Genomic DNA, 25,252 nt, shown 5'->3' on the forward strand with positions numbered 1-25,252 from the left:
GGCTGAACGCCCAGGTGCTGTCATGATGGAATCCATGATTGTCGTCACCTGCCCAGGCCAGGGTTCACAGACTCCAGGCTTCCTGCTCCCCTGGATCGAAGACACCAGGAACCGAGACACCCTCGAGCAGCTGTCCGCATCCTCCGGCATCGACCTCGTCAAGCACGGCACCGAATCTGACGCAGACACGATCCGCGACACCGCAGTTGCGCAGCCCCTCATCGTCGCGGCCGGCATCCTCGCCTGGAACTCCCTCATGGAGATCCCCGGCGCAGCAGCGGCGATCGGTGGGGTCGCTGGCCACTCCGTCGGCGAGATCACGGCCGCCTACGCGGCGGGCATCTTCGACGCCGACACCGCGATGCGCTTCGTCGCGCGGCGTTCGCAGCTGATGGCGCAGGACGCCGCCGCCACTCCCACCAGCATGAGCGCTGTTCTCGGCGGTGACGAGGACGCGGTCCTCGCACGTCTCGCGGAACTCGACCTCACCCCCGCCAACTTCAACGGCGGCGGGCAGATCGTCGCGGCCGGCGCACCCGAAGCACTCGCAGCACTCCGCAGCGAGCCCGCACCGGGAACACGAGTGATCCCGCTCAAGGTGGCTGGTGCCTTCCACACCCGCTACATGGAACAGGCCCGCACGACACTGACCGCGGATGCTGAGCACTTCGAGGTCCGTGACCCCGTGCGCACGATCTGGTCGAACGAAACCGGCTCGGTCGTGACCGACGGAGTCGAGTTCCGTGCCGCCCTCATCCGACAGCTCGCGCAACCAGTGCGCTGGGACGCCTGCATGCGCGCGTTCGCCGACGCCGGCGTCACCTCACTCATCGAACTCGCACCAGCCGGCACCCTGAGCGGACTCGCCAAGCGAGCGCTCAAGGGAACCCCGACCCTCGCACTCTCCACTCCCGCAGACCTCGACGTGGCACGCGAACGCATCGCGGCCGACGTCTGAGAACACCGAACTGCCAAGAGCATCCTCGAGAGGACTCGCATGACCACAGCAACACCGACCCTTGTGCAGTCGACGGGCGCGCAGTACACGCGCATCCTCGCCATGGGTGCCGCCCGCGGCGAGCGCGTCGTCCCGAACTCGGAGATCATCGAGCCGATCAACTCGTCTGACGAGTGGATCCGCCAGCGCACGGGAGTCATCACCCGCGTGCGAGCAAACGAGGATACGAGTGCGCTCGACCTCGCTGTCGACGCCTCACGGGAGGCCATCGAACGCTCGGGCATCGATCCGAACCGCATCGGCGCTGTCATCGTCGCGACGATCAGCAACGAGATGCAGACCCCGTCGCTCGCCGCGCGCCTCGCCGACCTCGTCGGTGCGACGCCGGCAGCTGCCTACGACCTCAACGCCGCGTGCGCCGGCTACTGCTACGCCGTCGCGCAGGCGGATGCCCTGGTTCGCACAGGAGTCGCCGAGCATGTCCTCGTCGTCGGCACCGAGAAGCTGTCGGATCTCATCGACCCCACGGACCGCACCATCTCCTTCCTGCTCGGCGACGGCGCGGGGGCTGCGATCATCGGCCCGAGCGACTCTCCCGGCATCTCCAAGTCGATCCTCGGCTCCGACGGGTCCCGCTGGGAAGCGGTCTCCATGAACGCGAGCCTGCAGGACTACCGCCAGGGCGGCTCCGAATGGCCGACGCTGCGCCAGGACGGGCCGAGCGTCTTCCGCTGGGCTGTCTGGGACATGGCGAAGGTCGCGCGACGCGCGCTGGAAGAGGCTGGCGTCACTGCCGATCAGCTCTCCGCCTTCATCCCGCACCAGGCGAACATGCGCATCGTCGACGAGTTCGCGAAGCAACTCGCGCTGCCCGACCACGTCGTCATCGCCCGTGACATCGCGACGACCGGCAACACGTCGGCCGCTTCGGTTCCCCTCGCGACGCATCGCCTGCTTGAGGAGAACCCCGAGCTGTCGGGCGGGCTCGCCCTCCAGATCGGCTTCGGCGCGGGCCTCGTGTACGGCGCTCAGGTCGTTGTCCTGCCCTAACGGGCACCCAGAAGTCCCCGCACGCCTCCCCCACGCACCCCCGCCGACCAATACACTTGGCTCGGTCATTGACAATCAAGGAGAAACACCATGGCACTTACCAACGACGAAGTTCTCGCGGGACTCGCTGAGCTCGTAAACGACGAGACCGGAATCGCGGCTGACACGGTCACCGTTGAGAAGTCTTTCACCGACGACCTCGACATCGACTCGATCTCCATGATGACGATCGTCGTCAACGCTGAAGAGAAGTTCGACGTCAAGATCCCGGACGACGAGGTCGCAAACCTCAAGACCGTGGGCGACGCCGTCAACTTCATCGTCGCAGCGTCCTAAGGACGATCCTCCACTTCGAGTGGGCGGCTTCTGCCGCCCACTCTTAGTGACTGTCTCACCTTCGCCCCAGTTCATTCAGGAGCAGTTGTCATGACCAAGAAAATCGTCGTCACCGGCATCGGTGCGACTTCCCCGCTGGGCGGCACCGCCCGCAGCACCTGGGAAGCGCTCCTCGCCGGTGAATCAGGAGCTCGCACACTCGAGGCCGAATGGGTCGCGAAGTACGAGATCCCCATCGAATTCGCCGCGACCGCAAAGGTCCCGGCAAGCGAGGTACTCCCCCGCCACGAAGCCAAGCGCCTCGACCCCTCAAGCCAGTTCGCGCTCATCGCGGGCCGTGAGGCCTTCGCCGATGCAGGCCTCACCGTCGGCGACATCCCCGCCGAACGCCTCCTCGTCGACTGGGCAACCGGCATCGGCGGAGTCTGGACGCTCCTCGACGCCTGGGACACGCTCCGCGAGAAGGGCCCACGCCGGGTCATGCCGCTCACCGTTCCGATGCTCATGCCGAACGGCCCAGGAGCTGCGATCGGCATGGACATCAAGGCCCGCGCCGGTGTCCGCACGGTCGTCTCAGCGTGTGCATCCAGCACGGAAGCCATCGCGGATGCCTACGAGCACCTCCAGCAGGGCCTCGCGGATGTCGTCGTCGCCGGTGGCTCCGAGGCGGCTATCCACCCACTCCCCGTCGCCTCCTTCGCGGCGATGCAGGCCTTGTCGAAACGCAACGACGACCCATCGCACGCGTCACGACCCTATGACGTGAGCCGAGACGGCTTTGTCCTCGGAGAGGGTGCCGCAGCTCTCGTGCTCGAGACCGAGGAACACGCGCTCGCTCGCGGCGCGCGCATCTACGCCGAGCTCATCGGCGGGGGCGTCACGGCGGATGCACACCACATCACGGCACCGGACCCCGAGGGCACCGGCGCGGCACGCGCAATCACGGCCGCACTCGGCCAGGCCGGGGTGTCTGTCGAGGACGTCACCCACATCAACGCGCACGCCACCTCGACACCCGTCGGCGACATCGCGGAGTTCACGGCACTCAAGTCGGTCTTCGGCGAGCACCTCGCCTCCATCCCCGTCTCCGCGACCAAGGCGTCCACCGGCCACCTGCTCGGCGGCGCGGGAGCCCTCGAGGCCATGTTCACCGTGCTGGCGCTCTCTGAGGGAACACTGCCCCCGACGATCAACCTCAACGAGCAGGACCCTGCGATCCACCTCGACGTCGTCACCGAGCCGCGCCCCTTCGACGCATCAGGCAAGGTCGCCATCTCGACCTCGTTCGGCTTCGGCGGGCACAACGCCGTCGTCGCGTTCCGCGGAGTGTAGACACTCCTGCCGGCCGCTTCGACGGCCTGCAGCAAGAACTGTGGCCCCTCAGGTGAGAACCTGAGGGGCCACAGTCTTGGAGTGTCGAGAACAGCTTCCGGTCCACCTCTCAGCGGACCATCCGCATGGCTGACCTAGCCGACTCGGTGGTGCATCCACACGACGGGACTCTCGTCGCCGGCGATGCGGAATGGCTCCAACTCGTCATCCCAAGCCTGCCCAAGCGCGAGGCGCAGCTCGCGGTGGAGCTCGGAGGCATTGCCGCCAGCGATCTCCATCGCGTACCGAACGCGATCTTCCGGAACCACGACGCCGCCAGAGGCATCCGTCTGGGCGTAGTAGATACCAAGCTCAGGCGTGTGCATCCAACGACCGCCATCGACGCCAGGACGCGCGTCCTCGGTGACTTCGAAGCGAAGGTGGGCCCAGCCGCGCAGGTGCGACGCGATAGCCGCCCCAGCGCCAGGCTCGCCTTCCCAGGTGAACTCCGCACGCAACTGCCCTGGAATGACCGGCTGGTCGATCCAGGGAAGGTTGACGGCGTACCCGAGGGCGCGACCGACACCCCACTCGACGTGCTGGCAAAGCGCCTTAGGAGAGGAGTGCACGTAGAGCACCCCTCCTGCGTTCGGTGCAACCATGAGTTCTCCTCCATTCGTTTGGTGATTCGTCTTCCCCAACGATCACGTGATGAATGGATGCGAACTGCATCGTTTACCAGACGTCGACATTTCTGTCGTCACTTGAATTATGCCCGACGACGACGCCGAATGACAAGCCTGTCATTACTTTCGGCGCCGCCGTCCAGGAGCAGTCTCCTACGCGGGGAGACGGACCAGCCCGAGCTCGGCCGAAGCCTGCAGGAACGAGTGCTTCGGCTGCACCCGGACGGTGTAGCCGAGCCGTCCAGGCTCGTCGATCGGGACGTCGACGACGAACGTGGATTCCCCCTCGTGGGCAGGCCGCATCTCGACGATCCGAGTGCTCAGCAGCTCACCCTCGGCGTCGGGAGTGCCTACGACGGCTTCCACGAGGACATCGTCGGTGCTCAACCGGCCGAGTTCGACTCTCGCCGAGAGACGCACGCTCTCCCCCGCCTTCGGCTCGCGGTTCTCCGCGACCACGGACTCGACGCGGACGCTCGGCCAGGCCGCGCGCACGTCGCCGAGCCAGGTCGCGAACTCGCGGGTCAAGACGAGGTCGGACGCCACGCGTGCCGAACGCCCCGCGGGCAGGTAGAGGTCGGTGACGTAGTCCCGCACCATGCGCTCGGCCGCGACCTTCGGGCCGACAACCGACACGGAGCGGCGGACCTTCTCCACCCACTCGATGGGGAGGCCCCGCTCGTCGCGCGCGTAGAACAGTGGTGCGATCTCGTGCTCGAGGATGTCGTAGAGCGCACCGGCCTCGAGAGCGTCACGCGTGCGCTCATCGACGCCGCTGGTGTCAGGAATCGTCCACCCGACGGCGTCGTCCGCCATCTCGTCCCACCAGCCATCCGAGATCGAGAACGTCAGGCATCCGTTCATGACGGCCTTCATCCCGGAGGTTCCGGAAGCCTCCTGCGGGCGCACGGGATTGTTCAGCCACACATCGCTGCCGGCCACGAGGTGCTTCGCGATCGTGACGCTGTAGTCGGGGAGGAACACGATGCGGTCGCGAACCCCTGCCTCATCGGCGAAGTTCACAAGCTCCTGCAGGAGCTGCTTGCCGCCCATATCGGCGGGATGCGCCTTGCCCGCGATGACGAACTGGACGGGGCGATCGGGATTGTTGAGGATTCGGGCGAGCCGATCTCGGTCCTGCAGCATGAGGGTGAGGCGCTTGTAGGTCGAGACTCGGCGAGCGAAGCCGATCGTGAGCCGCTCGGGATCCAGCACGTCGCGGATCCAGCCCAGTTCCGCGTCCTGTGCGCCTCGCGCCTTCCACGAGGCGCGAACCGATTCGCGGGCCCGCCTGACGAGCTCGGCCCGCAGCTCGCCGCGGATGCGCCAGAGCTCCTCGGCGCCGACTGCCTCCGGGTGGTTCCACATGCCGGAGGTCGCGAGGTCGCGTCCGCCGTTCATAGCCTCGATGACACGGAGCATCGACGGCCGGGTCCAGCTCGGGATGTGGACGCCGTTCGTGATCGAGCCGATCGGGACTTCCTCTGCAGCCACACCCGGGTACAGCTTCGCGAACATGCCTCGGGACACGACGCCATGCAGCTTCGCGACGCCGTTGGCGTACTGCGCGAGGCGGAGACCGAGGTGCGCCATGTTGAAGCGGCCAGGGTCGTCTTCGGCCCCGAGCTCCATGATGCGTGGCAGCGGAACGACAGGCACCAGGGTCTGGCCGCCGGACGAGCCGAGGTAGCGCTGCACGAGATGCGCGTCGAAGCGATCGATGCCAGCGGGGACCGGCGTGTGCGTCGTGAAGACGGTGCTCGAGCGAACTGTGGCGAGTGCGGTTTCGAACGTCTCACCGCCAGCCATGAGCTGGCCGATGCGCTCGACGCCCGAGAAGCCCGCATGCCCCTCGTTGAGGTGGAAGACCGTCGGCTGACGGCGCCCGGAGAGTTCCGCATACGCCTGCACGGCGCGCACCCCACCGACGCCGAGCACCAGCTCCTGCCGGATGCGATGCTCGGAGTCTCCACCGTAGAGCCGATCCGTGATCGCGCGGAGATCCTCGGGGTTGTCCGGGAGGTTCGTGTCGAGGAGGAGCAGCGGCACACTGCCGACCTGCGCTTCCCAGAGTGCGATCTCGAGCGTCCGCCCGTCAGGGAAGGCGAGCGAGACACGGGACTGGTCACCAGAAGCGTCCAGCACGGGATCGACGGCGAGGTCCTTCGGCGGATGCTCCGAGTAGGCCTCCTGCTGCCAACCCTCGCGGGACAGTGTCTGCGAGAAGTACCCGTAGGTGTAGAGCAGGCCGACGCCGATGATCGGCGCGCCGAGATCGCTGGCGCTCTTGAGATGGTCGCCCGCGAGCACACCGAGACCGCCAGAGTAGACGGGGAGTGACTCCGTGATCCCGAACTCCATCGAGAAGTAGGCGACGCTCGTCGCCTCGTCGGCGGTACCCCGCGTGTGCTTGCGGAACCAGCGGTCGCTGTCGAGATAAGCAGAGAGATCCTCAGCTTCGTGGCTCAGCAGCGCGACGAACTCGGGGTCGGCCGCGAGCTCGGCGACGCGAGAGGCCGGAAGTGAGCGGAGCATCACGATGGGATTGCGGCCGCATGCTCGCCACAGCTGCTCGTCGATGCCGGCGAAGAGCCGTTCGGCGCTCGAGCGCCAGGACCAGCGCAGATTCTTGGCGAGAGTGCGCAGCGGCGCGAGCTCAGGAGGGAGAACGGTGGATACGGACAGCGAGTCGTAGGCCTTCACGCGGTACAGCGTAGCCCCGAAACGCGGCGCCGCCGCGTCGCCGAGATGAACGTCAGCGAATGGTGGAAGTTACTGACGCGATGAGCTCCCGCGCGGCGGCCGCACGACCCTGGAGGTCCTGCCAGATCCAGGCAGCAGAGCGCGCATCGACCGGCACGAAGCTCGTGAGCGTTCCGGTCGGATTCGAGATGCGGACCTCGTATCCGCCGACGACGCGATCCTCCTTCACAAGCAGGAAGAGGAGGCTGAAGATCGTCAGGACGAAGAACCCGGCGATCGCGACGATGATCGCCCACGTCGGAATGGCACGCTCGACGCGCGACATGTTCGTGACGAACACGGTCGAGCCCTCCGTCGGGAGGGAGCCATACGGACCCGAGATGCGATCTCGGGACACCTCGAGCTCACCGAGGAAGACTCGGTCGAGGCCCTGGGGACGTTCCGCGGTCGGCTTCTGGGGGAAGGCGTCGTGCTGGTCGAAGTTCGACGGCTGGTTCTCGATGGGCAGTGGGGTGCTGGTCATGATCGTCCCTTCAACGTCTCCGATGAGGCTACGCGGCGAGCCTGACGGACCGCGTCATCACCTGGTCTGATCTTCGCGCAGGAGGTGCCGCAGCTCAGGCGCGAATCTGGCCGTCGCCCGTGACAACCCACTTCGTCGTCGTGAGCTCTTCGAGCCCCATCGGCCCACGAGCGTGCAGCTTCTGGGTGGAGATGCCCAGCTCGGCGCCGAGCCCGAACTGGCCGCCATCCGTGAAGCGCGTCGACGCGTTCACGATGACGGCTGCGGCGTCGACCTCAGCGGTGAAGCGCTCAGCGGCCTGCAGAGAGCTCGTGACGATCGCCTCGGTGTGGCCAGTGCTGAACTCGCGGATGTGCACAAGCGCCTGATCGAAGTCGTCGACGACCCGCACTGCGATCTCGTAGTCGAGGTACTCCGTCGCCCAGTCTTCGTGTGTCGCCTCGAGCACCTCGACGCCCTGCGGCGCGATGGCCCGAGTGCGGTCGTCGCCATGGATACGAACCCCGCGCTCAGCAAGCGCCGCGAGGGCACCAGGGAGGAATGCCTCCGCCACGTCCGAGTGCACCAGCAGGGTCTCCGCTGCGTTGCAGACGCCGACCCGGTGCGTCTTGGAGTTGATGAGGATCTCGAGTGCCATGTCGAGCTCGGCGGTGCTGTCGACGAACACGTGGCAGTTGCCGACTCCCGTCTCGATGACGGGAACGCGAGACTCACGGACCACGGTCTGGATGAGACCGGCACCGCCACGAGGGACGACGAGGTCGACGTGGCCGCGGGCGCGCATGAGTGCGCGAGCCCCGGGGCGGCCGTGCTCGTCGATCGACTGCACGAGATCGGCGGGCAGCCCGTACGCGTCCAGTGCCGCCCTGAGGGTGCCGATGATGGCCGAGTTGGAGTTCTCGGCGGCGGATCCGCCGCGGAGGAGCACGGCGTTGCCGCTCTTCAGCGCAAGCCCGGCGACGTCGACGGTGACGTTGGGGCGGGCCTCGTAGATGACACCGATGACCCCCATGGGGACACGCAGCTGTCGGAGTCGGAGCCCATTTGCCAGAGTCGATCCTCGGACGACCGCGCCGACCGGGTCGGGCAGCGCCGCGACCTCGAGCAGAGAATCGGCGATCGCCCGAATGCGGGATTCGTCCAGCGCGAGACGGTCGAGGAGGCCCTCGGACATGCCCGAGACACGACCGCGCTCGAGGTCCTGCGCGTTGCCGGCGAGGATCTCGGGCGTCGCACGCACGAGGGCCTCCGCGAGGGCGACGAGCGCCCCGTCCTTCTGCGCACGCGTCGACCGAGCCAGCACGCGCGACGCCGCCCGTGCTCGTCCGGCGAGCTCGATGATGGCGGTGCTCGCCAGCTCGTCCGCGTCGCCCTGGTCCGCCGTGTCCGCGCGCTCACCCTGCAAGATCGTCATGACAGAGCATTCTACGCCGCGAGCGGTCGCCCTCAGCCGACGCGGATCCCCTTCGGGCGCACGAGCACCAGGTCGTCGCGATGGATGACCTCGCGGTCGTACCCGGTCCCAAGCGACTCGCGCAGCGAACTCGACGACTGCCCGAGCATGTCGGGGATCTCGACGGCATCGAAGCCGCTGAGGCCTCGTGCGATGACGAGGCCCTCCTTCGAGACCAGCTCGACCGGGTCGCCGGCGACGAACTCGCCCTCGACGCCCACGATTCCCGCCGCGAGCAGCGAGGCTCGCCCACCGAGCACGGCGTCGACGGCGCCGTCATCGAGCACGATCTTGCCTTGCACCCGTGCGGCGTGGGCGATCCACAGCCGCTTGCGCGACGATCGCTTCCCGGTCGGTGCGAACCACGTGCCGACACGCTCGCCGTCGATGGCCGCGCGAGCGTTCTCCGCTTTCGTCAACACGACGGGCATGCCCGACCCCGTGGCGATGGAGACCGACTCGAGCTTGGTGAGCATGCCACCCGTTCCGACGTCGCTGCCCCTGCCGGAAACCTCGATGCCTTCAAGGTCGCTCGGACCGAGCACCTCGGAGATGCGCCGCGTGCCCTCGCGGCTGGGCGGACCGTCGTACAGACCGTCGACGTCGGTGAGCAGGACAAGCGCGTCGGCCCCGACGAGCTGGGCGACCAGCGCTGCGAGCCGGTCGTTGTCGCCGAAGCGGAGCTCATCGGTCACGACCGCGTCGTTCTCGTTCACGATCGGAACGACCGCGAGCCTGAACAGGCGCTCGAGCGAGCGCTGCGCGTTCTTGTAGCGGGTGCGGCGTACGGTGTCCTCTGCCGTGAGCAGGATCTGCCCGACCGTGATGGCGCGATCCGCGAACGCCTCTGCGTACCGGGCTACAAGCATCCCCTGACCGACGGAGGCGGCAGCCTGGGCTGTCGCCACGTCACGCGGCCTCGACGGGAGACCAAGCGGCCCGATGCCGGCGGCGACCGCGCCCGAGGTGACGAGGAGCGTCTGGAGTCCCTTGTCGTGGCGATCCGCGATGACCTGCACAAGCGAGCGCAGGGCTTCGAGGTTCAGGTGCCCGTCGGCGCCCGTGAGAGATGAGGAGCCGATCTTGACCACGATGCGGTGGGCGGTCGCGAGCTGGGCACGGGCGGCTATCGGATGCATCCGGCTATTCTCTCCCGATCCTCGGAGCTTGCCGAATTCTGGCGCCGGCTCGCGTCACATCGGGCGCTGGGTGGCGCCGCGCGGCTGCGCGGCGCCACCCTGCGTCAGCTTCCGGCGGGAGCCGCGGCGAGCGCGGTCTTCTCGGCGGCCGCCTCGGCCTTGCGCTCCTTGCGAGCCGCGCGCTTGGCAGCCCGTCGATCGTTCCGGCGCTCGACGCTGGAGTAGAGGACGGGAACCAGCACCAGCGTGAGCAGCGTCGAGCTGATCAGGCCGCCGATCACGACGATGGCGAGCGGCTTGGAGATGAACACGCCGCCCCCGGTCAGCCCGAGCGACATCGGCACGAGCGCGAAGATCGTCGCCGCAGCGGTCATGAGGATCGGTCGGAGGCGCAGCCTCGTCCCGTGCACGATTGCGTCGTGCACGCTCGAACCACGTTCCCTGATGTGGTTGATGAGGTCGATGAGCACGATGGCGTTCGTGACCACGATCCCGATCAGCATGAGGAGTCCGATGAGCGACGGCAGGCCGAGCGGCGTATCCGTCAGCAGGAGCAGCGCCACCGCGCCCGTAGCGGCGAACGGCACCGAGACGAGCAGGATGAGCGGCTGCATCAGGCTGCGGAAGGTCGCCACCATGATGAGGAACACGAGCACGATGGCGAAGAGCATCGCCATGCCGAGCTGCTGGAACGACTCGTCCTGATCGGCGGACGCACCGCCGACGACGAACGTGACACCGGCGGGAAGCTCGAGACCGTCGGTCGCCGCGTAGACGGCCTGCGTGACGGTTCCCAACTGGCCCTCTGCCGGAGTGACCGAGACCGTGACCTGGCGTGCGCCGTCGTTGCGGGTGATCGCGCCAGGGGTCGCCTCCTCGCGGACCTCCGCGATGTCTCCGAGCCGGATGGGCGTCGCCTTCGTGTCGGCGAGCCCTTCCTGCCTGGCCTGCAGCTCCTTGGCCTCGAGCGACTGAGCTGCCATGTCCTCCTGAGCCTTGACGGCCGCGTCGACACCGGCGTTGGCCTGCTCGATGCCCGATTCCGCCTGCGCGATCGCGTCGGTTAGGGCGGAGATCTGCGCGTCCCGTTCCGCCTGCGCCGCCTGCTCCGGAGTCATGCTGGAGCCGGCGTCGGGAACCGCTGGGGTCAGCGGCGCCGTCTGCAACGTCGCGAGCTGCGTCTGCAGCTCGCCGAGCTGCGCGGACACCGTGTCCCGAGCCTCGACGGCATCGTCGACGGTCTCCTGCATCTGCGCGACCGCCTCAGCCTCCTGCTCCTCGGCCTTCGTCTCCTGTTCCTCGGTGAACGCATCCGTCGCGTCCGTGATGGCCCGCTGCTGCTGCACCGCTGTCACCGGAAGCTGCATGAGGGCGAGCTGATCGAGAGCGACTGGACCCTGCGTCGGCGCGATCACGATGTCACGGTCGACGCCTTCGAGGCGCACCGTGCCGAGCGGGGTACCGGTCAGCGCGGCGGAGACCGCCTGGCCGACGGTTGCCTGCGTGTAGCCATAGCCCGCCGCCTTGCTGCGGTCGACGTCGACCATGACCACGTTGCCGCCCGTGCTCAGGTCGTTCGAGACCGCCGTCACACCGGGGAGGTCCTTGACGGCATCGCCGAGCTGCGTCGCCGCCTGGCTCAGCGAGTCTGCGTCGTTCCCCTGGATGGCGAGTTGAACGTCCGACGCCAGAGCCGAGGAAGCGGCCGTGGTCACGGTCACTTCGCCGACGTCGCTGAGTCCGCCGAAGTCCGCGCGCAGACTGTTGGCGACCGTCTCAGCATCCTGCCCCTCTGCGGGGATCACGGTGATCGAGGTGCTCTCTGCGCCACCGCCCCCGAATCCGCCGGCGCCTCCGGTCCCGATGGAGCTGACGAACGTCTCGACGCTCCCCTTCGTGGCGAGGACGGCCTCAAGCTTCTCGGCGCCCGCCAGGCTCTCGTCGATGGTCGTGCCCTGCGGGAGCTCCTGCTGGACGAGGACCGTCTCATCGCCCATGCTGCCGAGGAAGTCGCTGCGGAGCGCGGTAGCGCCGATGCCAGTGAGCAGCAGCAGGGCGAGCGCGGCGGCGATCGTGCGGCGCGGGTGTCGCAGGGTCGCGTCGAGGATGGGCACGAAGGCTCGCTGCAGCCCGTCGTAGGGCGAGCCCTCTTCGCCATCGCCACGTGCGGCAACGACACCGGGCGCGGCGCCGGGCACCGGCAGCGCTGACTTTCCGCGCTGCTCCCGCTTCTCGTTCTTCGCCTCGAGCTTCGCCGACTGACGAGCCCAACGGGCTTCGGCTGCTTCCTCCTGGCGTGCAGTCCAGGCGGCCTGGGCTGCGCGGGCACGGACGAATCGCTCGCGCTTCATGGGCTTCGAGGGGCGACGCAGCATCCAGTACGCGAACACCGGGACGATCGTCAGTGCGACGACGAGGGACGCGACCAGCGCGATGGAGACCGTCACCGCGAACGGTCGGAAGAGCTGGCCGACGATGTCCCCGACAAACGCGATCGGGAGGAAGACCGCGACCGTCGTGAGCGTCGAGGCCGTGATGGCGCCCGCGACCTGGCCGACGGAGCCCACGATCCCCTCGATCGTCAGAGCCCCGTTCCCCTGCCGACGCTTGATGTTCTCGATCACGACGATCGAGTCGTCCACGACTCGTCCGACCGCGATGGTGAGCGCTCCGAGGGTCAGGATGTTGAGCGAGTACTCCCCCACGTTCAAGCCCACCATCGTGATGAGCAGGGACATCGGGATCGAGATCGCCGCGACGATGGTCGACCGGAACGAGGCGAGGAACAGGAAGATGACCAGCACAGCGAAGATGAGGCCGAGCCCGCCCTCGACCGAGAGGTCGTGGATGGACTGCTCGATGTAGGGTGCCTGGTTCTCGATCTCCGTGAACACGACGTTCGAGGGCAGCGCGGGCGTGACCTCTGCGAGCTTCTCCGTGACGCCGTGCGCGACGGAGACCGTGCTCGCGTCGGACGCCTTCGTGACGCTCAGCGTCAGGGTCTCCGCGCCGTTGACCCGGGAGATGGAGGTCGCGGGGATCTCCTTGATGTCGACATCCGCGAACTGCGAGAGCAGCACGGTCGAGTCCTCCGTCGTGAACGGGAGGGCGCGGATGGCATCCAGGGAGCTGAGCTGCGAACCGACCTGCACGGAGATCTCACCGGTGCCGCTCGTGACGTCTCCTGCGGGGAGCACGATGCCAGCGGCAGAGAGCGTCGGCTCGATCGACGCGGTGTCGATCTTGAGCGCTTCGACGTCCGCCTGTCGGAGGCTGATCTCCACTCGCTCCTCGCGGGTGCCGGAGACTTCGACGTTCTGCACTCCATCGACCTGCGAGAGAGCGGGCAGCACGGAGTCGGTGAGCGTCTTCGAGAGCGTCGCAGTGTCTGTGTCGGAGGATGCGCCGAGCGTCAGCACGGGCAGCGCATCGAGCGAGAAGGTGTTGAGCTCTGCCGTGGAGGACTCGGGGCGGAGCGACTTCGTCGACTCGACGGCGGATCGGAGTTCGGCCTCGACCTGCGTCTTGTCGGCGTCGAAGCTCCAAGAGACGACGATCTGGGCGAACCCCTCAGACGTCGTCGACGTCACGGACTGCACCTCCGAGACGCCTCGGAGTGCGTTCTCGATGGGCTCGGTGACCTCGGTCACCATGACGTCGGGCGAGGCCCCAGTCAGTGTCGCCGTCACGAACCCCTGCGGGACCTCCACCGACGGCATGAGCTCCTGCTTGAGCTGCGCCGTCGAGATGATTCCGGCCGCAGCGATAGCCGCGGTCAGCAGTCCGATCAGAATTCGATACTTGAGACTCAGACGGGTGAGCACAGACACAGAGGGACCTTTCGACGCGACAGGGCGCCGGATGACGACCCGACGCTCTCCCATACTGTCGCCCGTGAAGATCCTCGGAATCACCCGAAAGGACTGGTTCCGGGAGTTTCATGCCCTACTCGAGACTGATCTTTGTCCGCATCGCTGGCTCCTGGCGACGAGGTCAGCGCACCATCTCGATCACATGTTCACGACGACGCGACGTCAGCCGTTCGGCCCGGGTTCGCGAGTGTCACGCGGTGGACCGCCCACATCTCTCGAACGCGCTCGACGATGCTCCTGCCGTCGTTCAGGTCCTGCATGAGCATCTGGATGCCGACCAGGTTCGCGAGCACCTGCCAGGCGGCCGCGTCGACGTCGATGTCGTCGCGGAGCACCCCCGATTCCCGCGACGCCTGCAGCGCTTCCTTGGTCACTTCGAGCCAGGCGTCGAAGGGCCTCGGAAGCTCTTCCTCGATGAGCTCGCGCTCGCGCACCAGACGGATCGTGGCCCGCATGAGCGAATCGGACTGGAACCGCTCTGCGATCCGGATCATCAGTGACTCGAGCTCGTCGAGCGAGAGCCCGCGGTCGCGGGAGCGAGTGATCTCCGCATCCCACATCTCAGTCCAGGTCGCCGAGACGGCCTTGGCGAGGAGCGCCTTCGTCGGGAAGTGGAAATAGACCGTTCCCTTGGTCATGCCGAGTCGGTCCGAGATATCGCTGAGGACCGTGGCGGCATAGCCATTGGCCTCGAACTCGAGCGAAGCCGCTTCGAGCAGCGCCTGCCTCGTCTGCGCTCGCTGTTCAGCTCGCTTCATCATCCCCTGCTTTTCATGCATCCGAGGTCGGCTCCGACCCCGCTTCTGGGGCATCAGTCTAGACCTGCGCCCGTCGAGCCCGTCGCCCACCGCACGTGTGCGCGAATTCTGGATACAATCGACAGCGCTTGGGGCGGTAGCCAAGCTGGTTAAGGCATCCGGCTCATAACTGGACGATGCGTGGGTTCGAGTCCCACCCGCCCTACTTCGTACTAAGGCCTCCACTCCCTTGCAATAGCGCGGAAGTCGGGGGCCTTCGCTGGTGCAGCAGAAGAGCCTCTGCCCACATTTTGCCCGCACTCTGAAACGGCGCTAGCTCGCAAGCTCGTTCCTCACTCTCTGCGAGGCGCTCTCCATCCGCTCGATGCGTCGTCGTTCCTTCGTCCCGGCGCGAGCGTCGGCGGCCGGCTTATGCCAGGCGGCGAGCTGCGGGAACACCTCGACCGCTTCGGAGTTCGCGAGCACCGCCCTGAGCATCGTGTACTAGGCCGTGGGCGACGACGCGAAGCCGTGCTGGCGGATGGCGTCCTGCTTCGCCACTGTGTGTCTGAGGTGCGCTGCCTCGAACTCGAGGAGGCTGCGCTCAAGGTGAGTGAGCATGCCGGCAGGCTACGACCGACCACCGACAATGCACGGAGAGGTCACAGTCGGTGGCCCGTGCGAGCATCCACGGCATGAACGAACCAGCCGTGCAGCTCACCGCCGAAGTCACCCTCGACTCGCTGGCGGTGCGGTGCGAGACGGTCCGGGAGCGGGTCGACTCGAAGTGCTCGAAGCGCATCGTCTGCTGGTGCCCGGTGGCGACGAGGCCCGTCGACGGCGTGTCGTGGCTCCTGTGGGGTGCCTCTCCCCCGATCCAGTAGGTCGACGGCGAACTCGTGCCGGCGCCAGCCACCGTCGACGGCGACACGTACGAGCCGATCCTGCACGAGCCGGTCGAGGTGTTCAACGAGTGCCTGGACATGTTGCAGTGGGTGACCGAGGGCGGCGTGCGCGCCGAGGTGCGGCACGCCCTCGAGGTCGGGACCATGAGCGAGAAGGAGTCGGCCATCTCGCACGGCAACGCGCAGATTCGCGGCACGGTGACGCTAGAGGGCGACGCGCTTGCCGCCGAGCGCCTGACCTCCGAGCTCTCGATCGCGCTGCTCTACATGGCCCAGCGGGCGACGAGGAAGAAGGGGTGGTGAACTCACGAAACCGCCCCTCCCCACAGTCCGGAAGGGGCGGAATCGACGTCGAGCGACCGACCGGGTTGGTCAGGCGGGGGCGGCGACGTTGATCTGGCCAGTCAGCGTGCCAGACGGCTCGCTTTGCCATGCAAGTTCCACATCCCAGACGGACGGCCCGAAGAGCTGACACTGGAACGTGCCCTCGCCAACTACGGCCTCGAAGGTGCTGTAGAACTGGAGCGAAGTCGGCGAAAGCTGCTGTTGCTCCCACCCAACCGGCCCGCTGCTGGCTGACAGCGCTCCGGTTCCTGCTGTCCGCGAATAGGTGAGTTGCACACCTCCGAATTCCAACGCCTGAGCGGCGCTTGCCGGGATGTTGACGCGCACCTGCGTGCCCTGCCCATTCGTCGCCTGGGGCGTGAGGATGTTCAGAGTGAACTCCTCCTCGGCAGACGCGGCTCTCGCCGGAGCGGCCACCGTCAATGCGAGCACCGGGATGGTCCACGCACCGACGGTGAGCGCGGAGCGACGCGAGATGGGGGAATTCTCAGCCATGGGGTCTTTTCTGTTGTGCGCCTCCGGGGGGAGGCGAAAGCCGATCAGCAGTGATGGAGCTGACCTGATCATAGAGGCACCGCAGGGTGTGTTTCAGGCCCTGGACGCACGAAAGCGCCCCACCTCCCGAAGGAGATGAGGCGGCGACAGGGAACTGCCTCAGTCTCCCTCGGGGGTGATCGAGTCGCCGGGTGTTGCTTCGCTGTCTCCAGCTGATTCCTGGATGAGTTCGATCTCTTCGCGCTTGATGATTGGCATCAGCAATCCGGCCCCAAAAACTCTTTGCGTGACCGACGCGACAGCCTCGCGCGCGTACGGGACGACCGCAAAGAAACCCACGAATTGCGCGAACTCTCGAATGACCGACGGCTGGTACTCCTCGAAGAGGCTCTCCTGAAGCGTGTACTCCGCAGCCACCTCAACCCGAACGGGTCCGGCCTCTGTCTCGATCGTGACCCTGAGTCGAACGCGGAAGCCGCGGCCGCTGAGTTCGCTCTCGCATCCGAGCTCGTACTCGGGGTCGACGTCGCCGCCGAGCAGATCGGAGAACTTCGAGGTACTCAGCTGCTTGTTTGACCGCTGGGCGAAGACCTCCAGCAACACAATGTCATCAAGCTCAACTACCTGAAGCAGGTCCTCAACGGTGAGTGACGGGTTGACCTCAGACACTCTGCAGCTCGTTCACGGTTGTGAATTCACGAGCTCTCACCATCTTGCGTGAGCTCCATTGAGGGCGTCGAGCCTCATACCCGCCAACCACGCGCCAAATACTCTCTGGATCATCAGCAGCGCGGTGGGCGTCGCAGTCATCGTTCACCTTGATCTCCAGGCGAGCACCGACAGCCATGGCGTAGCGGCGGATCGTCGACAGGGTGGGGTTCGCGTCGTAGTGTTCGAAACCCGAGACAGTGGCCTGGCTGACCCCCATGCGCGCGCCAACTTCGGCCTTGCGCTCGTCGATGACATCAGCGAGCTTGTCAGCGAGAGCTTGGATCGACTCGGGCGACGCCTCGGCCTTCCCGAGCTGCTCCATGAGGGCTTGGAAGTGTGCGAGCACGTCGTCGGGGATCTGGGTTCGAGTCCCACCCGCCCTACTCAGGTCTCGATTGCAGGCCACCTCGAGGCCCCCTCGTGGCACGATGGTCAGCATGATCGTTGCCTTCTCCGTCGCACCAAGCGGCACCCCGAGTCCAGACGCCCCTTCTCCGGGAGAGGGCGATGCGTCACTGCACAACGCGGTCGCCGCGGCGGTCGCTGTCGTGCGCGACTCCGGCCTCCCGAACCGCACCGATTCGATGTTCACGACCATCGAAGGCGAGTGGGACGAGGTGTTCGCCGTCGTCAAGGCCGCAACCGAAGCGGTCGGGCAGTTCGGGAGCCGCGTCTCACTGGTCCTGAAGGCCGACATCCGCCCTGGCCACAGCGGCGAGCTCGACGGCAAGGTCGAGCGTCTGGAATCCGCGCTCGAAGCGCGTTCCGCACAGTCGAGCTAGGAGCCGTCAGCCGGCGGCGCGGATCTGCGCCCCGGCTTCCGGTGCGTCGCCCGCGGCTTCCGGCGCGCTGATCTGAGCCCAGACGTCGTCCAGCGAGACGCCGAGCACACCGGCTATCGCGGCGATCGTGGAGAACGCAGGCGTCGCGACTCGCCCTGACTCGATCTTCCTCAGGGTCTCGGGCGATACGCCCGCGTCGAGCGCGACGCGCAACATGGCGCGGTCGCCTCGTGATCGTCGGAGGAGAAGACCGAGGCGTTCCCCTCGTTCGATCTCCTCGGGGCTGAGCGGGAGTCTGACCATGACCCGATACTAATCCGGTATATCTTTACCGGGATACTTATTGGCACAGTCAGCACCTACGGAAGGACGTCCCCCGATGATCGAGATCCTCAACGAGGCTGAAGTCGAGCGCGCCGCACGAACGGGCCGACTCGTCGGCACGATCCTGCACGAGCTGAAGGCTCGCGTCCGAGTCGGCACCAACCTGCTCGAGATCGACAGCTGGGCGAAGGCGATGATCCTCGACGCAGGCGCCACCTCCTGCTATGTCGACTATGAGCCGTCTTTCGGGCGTGGCCCATTCGGCCACTACATCTGCACCGCGGTGAACGATGCTGTCCTCCACGGCAAGCCGTACCACTACCGCCTCGCAGACGGCGACCTCCTGACGCTCGACCTCGCGATCATCACCGAGGGCATCGCCGCGGATGCCGCGATCAGCTTCATCGTCGGGCCTTCCCGCGACCCTCGCGATGAAGCCCTCATCGACACCACCGAGCGTGCACTCGAGGCCGCCATCGCCATCGCGAGACCCGATGCTCGCATGGGCGACATCTCGCACGCGATCGGCTCGGTGCTCTCGAGCGCGGGCTACACGATCAACATGGAGTTCGGCGGGCACGGAATCGGCTCGACGATGCATCAGGACCCGCACGTCGCGAACGACGGCCGCCCCGGCCGCGGCGTTCGCCTCCGCCAGGGAATGCTGCTCGCGATCGAACCCTGGGTCATGGCCGACACCAACACGCTCGTCACGGACGACGATGGCTGGACGCTTCGCAGCGCGACAGGATGCCGCACCGCGCACACCGAGCACACCATCGCGATCACGGCGAGCGGGGCGCGCATCCTGACCCTGCCAGCGCCGCAAGAGGTTCCCGAGCCGCAAACAGAGTGAGGCAGGCGGGCGGCGGCGACGGAGAGCCGTCGCAGCGAGTCAGTCGAGCGAGTGATCCTGCTCGTTGACGGAGTCGCGGGCGACGTCCTTGACCGAGGCTCCCCGGTAGAGGCGCTCGAAGAGCTCGAGCGTGCGGTCGATGTCGTGCATGCGCACGAGGTCGAGGCCGGCGCGACCCAGCTCTTCCCGCTCGGAGTGGGAGAGGGAGAGCACTCTCGAGAGCTTCTCCGCGAGGTCCCGCTCGTTGTTGGGCTCGAACAGAAAGCCGTTCTCGCCGTCGTGCACCAGGTGGGGCAGCGCCATCGCGTCGGCCGCGACGACCGGCAGGCCGGAGGCCATCGCCTCCATCGTCGCGATCGACTGCAGCTCGGCGATCGATGGCATCGCGAACACGGAGGCGCGCGTGTACATGCGGCGAAGCTCCTTGTCGCTCAAGTAGCCGTGGAAGGTCACCCGGTCGGCGAGCCCGAGCTGCTTCGCGAGCGACTGCAGGTTCTTCTTCTGGTCGCCGCCTCCCACGATGTCGAGGTGCACGTCGCCCGGGAGCAGGGTGAGGGCACGCAGGAGCACGTCGATCTTCTTCTCACCGGTCACACGACCGACGAAGAGGATGCGCTTCGCCTCGCGCGGTGAGAAGTCGAAGGTGTAGTCGGAGGTTCGGATGCCGCACGAGATCGCGAGCACATCGGAGATGCCGCCGTTGGCCTCGAGGAAGTCCGCGGCGCGACGTGTCGGCGTCGTGATGGCCGTCGCACGGCCGAGCGTGGAACGCGCGTCCTTCCACCAGATGCTCGCGGCGAGCCCGCGCAGGGCCTGCGGGAGGAGCGAATGATCGACGAGGTTCTCGATCATGAGGTGATTCGTGCCGATGATCCGGATGCCGCGCTTCTCAGCCTCGATCGCAACACCGCGGCCGATGATGACCGCCGACTGGAAGTGCACGACATCCGGGCGCACCTCGTCGACCACCCGCTGCGACTCTGCGCGGATGCGCCACGGCGGCGCGTAACGCAGCCAGTCGTGTGCCCACCAGCGGTGCGAACGGAGACGGTGGGCGGTGATGTTCTGGCCGTCGTACTGCTCGGTCCACGTGCCGTGACGCCTGCTGGCGGCAGGGACCATGACGTGCACGTCGTGCCCTCTCGCGGCCATTCCGGAGGCGAGATGCTCGGTGAACTTGGCGGCACCGTTGACGTTGGGCGTGAAGGTGTCCCCCGCGATCAGGATCTTGAGCGGCCGCTCGCCATCTGCTGCGACGGCGGTGCTGCTTGGTGAACGACCTTCATTCGGCACGGGGTGGTGACCTCGATCTCATCTGGGCTCGCGACAGGTGGTGGTCGTCGCTCACGGAATCTCACGTCATGCTACTGGCCGAGCGCTGAGGCGGAGCCGCAGCACACGCTGAAGCTCTGCTATTGGTCGATGGTGCGGGCGGGCCCGTGCTTCGAGGCCGCGCCACGGCCCGGCGCCTCGATCCGCTGCTCGACTCGGTCCCCATCGTCGGACGGCGTGCCCGCAGCTCGGCCCTCGGCGTCGTGGCGGCGACCCTCGAGATCGAGTGCACCACGGCCCTCCACTGCGCTCCGACGGACCGCCTCGACCTCATCCTCGGTCTGCCCCCGCTCGAGCACGAACACACCAGTCACGGCGATGGCGCCAGAGACGATGAACATCACGAAGGCGTACCAGGGTGCAGCGCTCGCCTCGCCAAGCACGGCGATGGCGATGGCCACGGCGATGATCGGGTCGATGACCGTGAGTCCCGCGATGACCATGTCCGGCGGTCCCGAGGCATAGGCGTTCTGCACGAAGTAGCCGCCGACGCCCGTCGCGACGAGCAGCGCGACGAGGCAGATGAGCGTGAGCCACTCGAAGTTGTCGTGCTGGATGCGGTTGATCGTGATCTTGGCCAGCGTCGCGACGAAGCCGTAGATGATGCCGGCACCCAGCACGTAGATGAGGGCCTTGAAGCGCTTGCGGAGCAGGAAGAACGCCGTGCCGAAGACGACCACGACGACCGCGAGGAGCACAAGCACCGTCGAGACCTGCTCATCGGAGATCGCCCCCTCCTTCGCGAAGAGCGCCGCCACGGTGACAAACGCGCCGACGCCGATGATGCACAGCGCCACCGCGAAGATCTTCACGTTCGGGAGCCGCTGGCGGATCGCCCGCGCCGTCAGCAGCGTCGTCAGCAGCAGGGAGACGACTCCGAGCGGCTGCACCACGATGATCGGCGAGAAGACGAACGAAGCCAATTGCATGACCACTGCGAGACCGAGCATCACGGTGCCGATGACCCAGGAGGGTCGGCTCAGCAGCGCCAGGAGGTGCTGCAGGTTGAGCCCAGCGGCACCGCTCGTGCCGCTCGCGGCCTCGACCTTGCTGACACCGCGGTGCTGGTACATGGCGCCCAGCGACATGAAGACCGCGCCGACGAGTGCGAGGGGGATGCCGATCATCTGGACCGGGGAGAGCCCCGGAAGCACTGCCAGATCACTGAGGGGTGCGATGGTCATGATGGGCAATCCTATTGTGCGGCGCGCGTCGTGAAGGGATGTTGCCGCGAAGATACGCTGATGGGATGACAACTCTCCCAATTCGCATCTACGGCGAGCCGGTCCTCCACGAAGCTGCAGACCCGGTCGACGAGATCACCGAAGAGATCCGCCAGCTCGTCGCGGACATGTTCGAGACCATGGATGCGGCCCCCGGTGTCGGCCTCGCGGGCCCCCAGGTCGGCGTCGGCAAGCGCCTCTTCGTCTACTCCTACGAGGAGGCGGATGGCACGATGCGGCGTGGCGTGGCCATCAACCCTGAGTTGTACGTGACGCCGGCCGAGCCCGAGTCCCTGCTCGAGCTGGACGACGAGCTCGAGTCGGAGGGGTGCCTCTCGTTCCCCGGCGAGCGCTACCCTCTCCGCAGGTCAGAGCGTGCGCTGCTGCGCGCCTCTGACCTGGACGGCGAGCAGTACGAGATCGAGGCAGAGGGCTGGTTCGCGCGCATCCTGCAGCACGAGTACGACCACCTCAACGGCATCATCTACGCAGACCGCCTCGAGCATCCCTGGTACAAGGATGCGTTCAAGGTCATGCGCAAGCGCAGCTGGGGCGGACCGGGAAAGAGCTGGATGCCAGGCGTGGACGACCTCGAAGGCTGAACCGCCCGGTCATTGTCGGTGGCTCCTGCGAGGGTTCCGACATGACCACAGCGCTTGACGACCCCATCGAGGTCGAACTCGTCGACGAGCTCCCTTCCGTCTTCTGGTGGGAGCGCTTCGCCTACATCGTGCATGGCCTGCCGCAGTCGTTCTACCGGCGGGTCCAGCAGCGCTGGTGGGCCGGCGAGGGCGACCCGTCGCGCCTCGACACCGAGTTCTGGCGGGTCACCGCGAGTCGCGACGGGCACGACGCAGACGCGTGCCTCTACGACCTGCGCAGAGACCCGGACGGCTGGCGGCTGGTGCTCCGATGGGAGTGAGCCCTGTTCTTCCTCGTGCGGAGCCGCGCAGCTCAGACGAGACGGACCCCCGCCTGCCAGACCGCGTGCGTCAGCTGCATCCCCGGCCTGTACGCCAGGTGCGTGACCGAGGGGGCGTCGAGCACCTGGAGGTCTGCACGGAAGCCGGGCATGAGCCCTCCGATCGGCAGCTCGCCCTCGTGACGACGCAGCGCGACAGCACCGCCCATCGTGGCCGACCAGACTGCCTCCTCGACGCTCAGATGCATCTGCAGCACTGCCGTGGCGACGCAGAAGGCTATGGACGTCGTGTACGAGGTTCCCGGGTTGCAGTTGCTCGCCAGCGCAACCGTCGCCCCGGCCTCGATGAGGCTCCGAGCCGGGGGGAACGGCTGGCGAGTCGACAGGTCGCAGGCGGGAAGGAGCGTGGCCACGGTGCTCGACGCGGCGAGTCGGTCGATGTCCTCGTCGTCCAGGAAATTGCAGTGGTCGACGCTCGCCGCCCCCAGCTCCACGGCCAGCCTCACCCCGGGGCCGGGACCGAGCTGGTTGCCGTGGACCCGCAGTCCGAGGCCGGAGTCGAGGCCGGCCTGCAATACCGCCCTCGACTGCGCCTCGTCGAAAGCGCCTCGTTCGCAGAACACATCCATCCAGGCCACGTACGGACGAACCGCCTGCAGCATGGGGCCCGTCACGAGGGCCACGTAGTCGTCTGCGTCCCAGCCGTCCGGCACGACGTGCGCACCAAGGAACGTCACATCCTGGCCGAACTCCGCCGCAAGGCGCGCGGAACGCTCCTCGGTCTCGACATCGAGGCCGTATCCCGTCTTGGTCTCGAGCCACGTGGTGCCGTTGACATTGGCGGTGCGGATGCGCTCAGCCATGAGCGAGCGCAGCTCCCCACCGCTCGCTGCGCGCGTGCGTTCGACGGAGACCTTGATGCCGCCCGCCGTGTACGTCTCCCCCGCCATTCGCGCACCGAACTCCGTCGACCGGTCCCCCGCGAAGGCGAGGTGGGTGTGGGAATCGACCCACCCAGGCAGCACGGCTCGGCCGCCAACGTCGAAGCTGCTGTCGGCCGCCGGCGCATCCGCGTCCGCGCCGACCCACACCACCCGCTGGCCGTCGAGGACAAGCGCCGCGTCGTGCAGCACTCCGAGGTCCCCGTTGGTCGTGAGCTCGCCGATGTTCCTGAAGACCGTCGCGCTCATGTGCTGCTCCCTGCTGAGATTCCGTCGGCGCTGGATGATGGATCCGCCGAGAGCACGGCGAGCTCGGCGGCCGCCTGCGCCATTCGCGCCACGTCGTTCTCGCGGTCGTAGACGACCCGGCCGGCAACCACGGTGCGGAGCACGTCGCTCGACGTTCCCGTGAGCACGAGCTGTGCGGGGTGCGAACCCGCGGTCCGAACCGAGGCGGCGTCGACCTCGACGAGGTCGAACGGCCCGCCAAGCGTCGCGGGTGGCGCGAGGCCGAGCGACGCGTACCCGGCCGTCGTGCCGATCTCGGTGAGCTCACCGGGCGAGAACCGTCCCCTCGCCTGCGAGCGGAGCCGTTCGCCGGCCTCGAGGCCGCGCAGTTCGAGGAAGGGATCGACGACCGCGTTCTGGTCCGAGCCGATCGCCAGCAGAGCGCCGGCGGCGGTGAGCTCGATGCCGGGGCCGATGCCATCGCCGAGATCGGCTTCCGTGGTCGGGCAGAAGACCGCGTGCACGCCAGCTGCACCGAGGAGCGCGATGTCGTGCTCGCTCAGGTGCGTGGCATGGACGACGCTCAGGCGGCGGGTGAGCGCTCCGGCGTCGGCGAGCAGCTCGGTGGGCGTGCGCCCGTAGGCTGCCAGGCTCTGCTCGTTCTCCGCGACCTGCTCCGACAGGTGGACGTGCAGGGGAACGTCGTCCGGGAGAGCGCGGGTGACCTCGGCGATCTCGGCCGCCGGCACAGCGCGCACGGAATGGAGGGCCGCGCCGAGCACAACCTGCGGATGATCGGCTCTGAGGCGTTCCCTGAGCGAGAACCACCGCGCGATCCACTGCGCTGCGCGACCGTCGCCGAACCGACGCTGCTGCGCCGAGAGCCCCGTTCCTATCGAACCGGCGAGGTAGCACGTGTCGAGCAGGGTCAAGCGGATGCCAGCGGTCTCGGCGGCACGCGCGAGAGCCAGTTCCATGTCGTGGTCGGGGTACGGCGTGCCGTCGGGCTGATGGTGGACGTAGTGGAACTCTCCGACGGCTCCCCATCCGCTCGCCACCATCTCGGTGTAACAGGCCGTGGCGATCCGCTCCAGCGAATCGGGCGTGAGCTGCTCGGCGATGGCGTACATCTTGTCGCGCCAGGACCAGAAGTTCCCGCCGTCTGCGTGCGTTCGCCCGCGGAGCAGGCGGTGGAAGACGTGCGAGTGCGCGTTGCCGAAGGCAGGGAAGACGGTGCCGAGGACCAGGTCGCCTTCGGCGGCGGGCACCCCGAGCTGCTCTTCGACGACCTCTCCGGATTCGCAGCCGAGCCTGACAGCGCGCAGGACCTCATCGCCGCGGACGAGGGTCTCGATCCAGACCCACTCCACGCTCACGAGCGGGCCTCGCTGCTGGAGGACTCCTCGGTGACGGAGACCTC

At 67.3% G+C, this 25,252-nt stretch carries 26 protein-coding genes and 1 tRNA gene; 11 read left to right on the forward strand and 16 right to left on the reverse strand.

Annotation, left to right across the window (positions count from 1 at the left end; all coding sequences use genetic code 11):
• Positions 1–34 precede the first annotated feature (34 nt).
• The 4 genes from GV007_RS09160 (at position 35) to GV007_RS09175 (ending at position 3,676) form a co-directional block, all read left to right on the forward strand.
• A complete protein-coding gene (locus GV007_RS09160) occupies positions 35–958 on the forward strand; it encodes an ACP S-malonyltransferase (protein ID WP_160074172.1) in 924 nt (307 codons plus the stop codon).
• Positions 959–997: 39 nt separating this feature from the next.
• A complete protein-coding gene (locus GV007_RS09165; RefSeq protein ID WP_160072037.1) occupies positions 998–2,008 on the forward strand; it encodes a beta-ketoacyl-ACP synthase III in 1,011 nt (336 codons plus the stop codon).
• A gap of 90 nt (positions 2,009–2,098) precedes the next feature.
• Entirely contained in the window at positions 2,099–2,344 is a 246-nt protein-coding gene (locus GV007_RS09170; protein ID WP_068479114.1) for an acyl carrier protein, read from the forward strand.
• Between the two features lie 90 nt (positions 2,345–2,434).
• On the forward strand, positions 2,435–3,676 hold the full coding sequence (locus tag GV007_RS09175; RefSeq protein ID WP_104330882.1) for a beta-ketoacyl-[acyl-carrier-protein] synthase family protein: 1,242 nt from the start codon (positions 2,435–2,437) through the stop codon (positions 3,674–3,676).
• A 134-nt stretch (positions 3,677–3,810) separates the two neighbouring features.
• Here the strand turns inward: GV007_RS09175 and GV007_RS09180 are convergent, their stop codons facing one another.
• From GV007_RS09180 to GV007_RS09210, 7 genes are all read right to left on the reverse strand, one after another.
• Positions 3,811–4,317, reverse strand: coding sequence for a DUF3145 domain-containing protein (locus GV007_RS09180; RefSeq protein ID WP_104241409.1), 507 nt, complete (start codon positions 4,315–4,317; stop codon positions 3,811–3,813).
• A 177-nt stretch (positions 4,318–4,494) separates the two neighbouring features.
• Positions 4,495–7,044 carry an alpha-glucan family phosphorylase gene (gene glgP / locus GV007_RS09185; protein ID WP_160072039.1) on the reverse strand — a complete coding sequence of 850 codons (2,550 nt, stop codon included), beginning with the start codon at positions 7,042–7,044 and terminating at the stop codon, positions 4,495–4,497.
• Between the two features lie 52 nt (positions 7,045–7,096).
• Positions 7,097–7,567 carry a hypothetical protein gene (locus tag GV007_RS09190; RefSeq protein WP_160072041.1) on the reverse strand — a complete coding sequence of 157 codons (471 nt, stop codon included), beginning with the start codon at positions 7,565–7,567 and terminating at the stop codon, positions 7,097–7,099.
• A 94-nt stretch (positions 7,568–7,661) separates the two neighbouring features.
• The gene (locus GV007_RS09195; protein ID WP_160072043.1) at positions 7,662–8,981 is read right to left on the reverse strand and encodes a glutamate-5-semialdehyde dehydrogenase; all 1,320 of its coding nucleotides are present in this window, start codon (positions 8,979–8,981) and stop codon (positions 7,662–7,664) included.
• 32 nt (positions 8,982–9,013) lie between these two features.
• Positions 9,014–10,159 carry a glutamate 5-kinase gene (proB, locus tag GV007_RS09200; protein WP_160072045.1) on the reverse strand — a complete coding sequence of 382 codons (1,146 nt, stop codon included), beginning with the start codon at positions 10,157–10,159 and terminating at the stop codon, positions 9,014–9,016.
• A 104-nt stretch (positions 10,160–10,263) separates the two neighbouring features.
• Positions 10,264–13,989, reverse strand: a complete 3,726-nt coding sequence (locus tag GV007_RS09205) for an efflux RND transporter permease subunit (RefSeq protein ID WP_236558436.1) — start codon at positions 13,987–13,989, stop codon at positions 10,264–10,266.
• Positions 13,990–14,177: 188 nt separating this feature from the next.
• Positions 14,178–14,789 (reverse strand): ScbR family autoregulator-binding transcription factor, encoded by a 612-nt coding sequence (locus tag GV007_RS09210; protein ID WP_160072049.1) that lies wholly within the window; start codon positions 14,787–14,789, stop codon positions 14,178–14,180.
• A gap of 130 nt (positions 14,790–14,919) precedes the next feature.
• Here GV007_RS09210 and GV007_RS09215 point away from each other — a divergent pair.
• Positions 14,920–14,994 (forward strand) — tRNA-Ile (locus tag GV007_RS09215).
• Between the two features lie 107 nt (positions 14,995–15,101).
• On the opposite strand, the gene GV007_RS09220 is transcribed toward GV007_RS09215, so the two are convergent.
• Positions 15,102–15,254, reverse strand: a complete 153-nt coding sequence (locus GV007_RS09220; protein ID WP_160072051.1) for a hypothetical protein — start codon at positions 15,252–15,254, stop codon at positions 15,102–15,104.
• A gap of 209 nt (positions 15,255–15,463) precedes the next feature.
• Here GV007_RS09220 and GV007_RS09225 point away from each other — a divergent pair, with 209 nt between their 5' ends.
• Entirely contained in the window at positions 15,464–15,652 is a 189-nt protein-coding gene (locus tag GV007_RS09225) for a hypothetical protein (protein WP_160072053.1), read from the forward strand.
• A gap of 15 nt (positions 15,653–15,667) precedes the next feature.
• On the forward strand, positions 15,668–15,976 hold the full coding sequence (locus GV007_RS09230) for a hypothetical protein (RefSeq protein WP_160072055.1): 309 nt from the start codon (positions 15,668–15,670) through the stop codon (positions 15,974–15,976).
• A gap of 69 nt (positions 15,977–16,045) precedes the next feature.
• Here GV007_RS09230 and GV007_RS09235 read toward each other — a convergent pair whose 3' ends face one another.
• From GV007_RS09235 to GV007_RS19035, 3 genes are all read right to left on the reverse strand, one after another.
• On the reverse strand, positions 16,046–16,585 hold the full coding sequence (locus GV007_RS09235) for a hypothetical protein (protein ID WP_160072057.1): 540 nt from the start codon (positions 16,583–16,585) through the stop codon (positions 16,046–16,048).
• 87 nt (positions 16,586–16,672) lie between these two features.
• Entirely contained in the window at positions 16,673–17,182 is a 510-nt protein-coding gene (locus GV007_RS09240) for a hypothetical protein (RefSeq protein WP_160072059.1), read from the reverse strand.
• Complete coding sequence (locus GV007_RS19035; RefSeq protein ID WP_194676969.1) at positions 17,175–17,546, reverse strand: helix-turn-helix domain-containing protein; 372 nt, start codon at positions 17,544–17,546, stop codon at positions 17,175–17,177. The genes GV007_RS09240 and GV007_RS19035 overlap by 8 nt, the downstream gene beginning before the upstream one ends.
• A 115-nt stretch (positions 17,547–17,661) precedes the next feature.
• Between GV007_RS19035 and GV007_RS09250 the strand changes: the two genes are divergently transcribed.
• A complete protein-coding gene (locus tag GV007_RS09250) occupies positions 17,662–18,006 on the forward strand; it encodes a thiamine-binding protein (protein ID WP_160072061.1) in 345 nt (114 codons plus the stop codon).
• Positions 18,007–18,012: 6 nt separating this feature from the next.
• Here the strand turns inward: GV007_RS09250 and GV007_RS09255 are convergent, their stop codons facing one another.
• Entirely contained in the window at positions 18,013–18,309 is a 297-nt protein-coding gene (locus GV007_RS09255) for a helix-turn-helix domain-containing protein (protein ID WP_160072063.1), read from the reverse strand.
• A 76-nt stretch (positions 18,310–18,385) separates the two neighbouring features.
• On the opposite strand from GV007_RS09255, the gene map reads away from it, so the two are divergent.
• The gene (map, locus tag GV007_RS09260) at positions 18,386–19,186 is read left to right on the forward strand and encodes a type I methionyl aminopeptidase (protein WP_160072065.1); all 801 of its coding nucleotides are present in this window, start codon (positions 18,386–18,388) and stop codon (positions 19,184–19,186) included.
• Positions 19,187–19,225: 39 nt separating this feature from the next.
• Here the strand turns inward: map and GV007_RS09265 are convergent, their stop codons facing one another.
• Together GV007_RS09265 and GV007_RS09270 are read right to left on the reverse strand one after the other, a co-directional pair.
• Positions 19,226–20,479 (reverse strand): glycosyltransferase, encoded by a 1,254-nt coding sequence (locus tag GV007_RS09265; protein ID WP_236558438.1) that lies wholly within the window; start codon positions 20,477–20,479, stop codon positions 19,226–19,228.
• Positions 20,480–20,598: 119 nt separating this feature from the next.
• Positions 20,599–21,702, reverse strand: coding sequence for a DMT family transporter (locus tag GV007_RS09270; RefSeq protein ID WP_104330873.1), 1,104 nt, complete (start codon positions 21,700–21,702; stop codon positions 20,599–20,601).
• Positions 21,703–21,767: 65 nt separating this feature from the next.
• On the opposite strand from GV007_RS09270, the gene def reads away from it, so the two are divergent.
• Both def and GV007_RS09280 read left to right on the forward strand, forming a co-directional pair.
• The gene (gene def / locus GV007_RS09275) at positions 21,768–22,343 is read left to right on the forward strand and encodes a peptide deformylase (protein WP_160072067.1); all 576 of its coding nucleotides are present in this window, start codon (positions 21,768–21,770) and stop codon (positions 22,341–22,343) included.
• Between the two features lie 41 nt (positions 22,344–22,384).
• The gene (locus GV007_RS09280; protein WP_160072069.1) at positions 22,385–22,663 is read left to right on the forward strand and encodes a hypothetical protein; all 279 of its coding nucleotides are present in this window, start codon (positions 22,385–22,387) and stop codon (positions 22,661–22,663) included.
• 32 nt (positions 22,664–22,695) lie between these two features.
• Here GV007_RS09280 and hutI read toward each other — a convergent pair whose 3' ends face one another.
• The gene (hutI, locus tag GV007_RS09285; RefSeq protein WP_160072071.1) at positions 22,696–23,853 is read right to left on the reverse strand and encodes an imidazolonepropionase; all 1,158 of its coding nucleotides are present in this window, start codon (positions 23,851–23,853) and stop codon (positions 22,696–22,698) included.
• On the reverse strand, positions 23,850–25,208 hold the full coding sequence (locus GV007_RS09290; RefSeq protein WP_236558440.1) for a formimidoylglutamate deiminase: 1,359 nt from the start codon (positions 25,206–25,208) through the stop codon (positions 23,850–23,852). The genes hutI and GV007_RS09290 overlap by 4 nt, the downstream gene beginning before the upstream one ends.
• Positions 25,209–25,252 lie beyond the last annotated feature (44 nt).

Origin of the sequence: Pseudoclavibacter sp. 8L (assembly GCF_902506465.1) — a bacterium.
Taxonomy (GTDB): domain Bacteria; phylum Actinomycetota; class Actinomycetes; order Actinomycetales; family Microbacteriaceae; genus Pseudoclavibacter.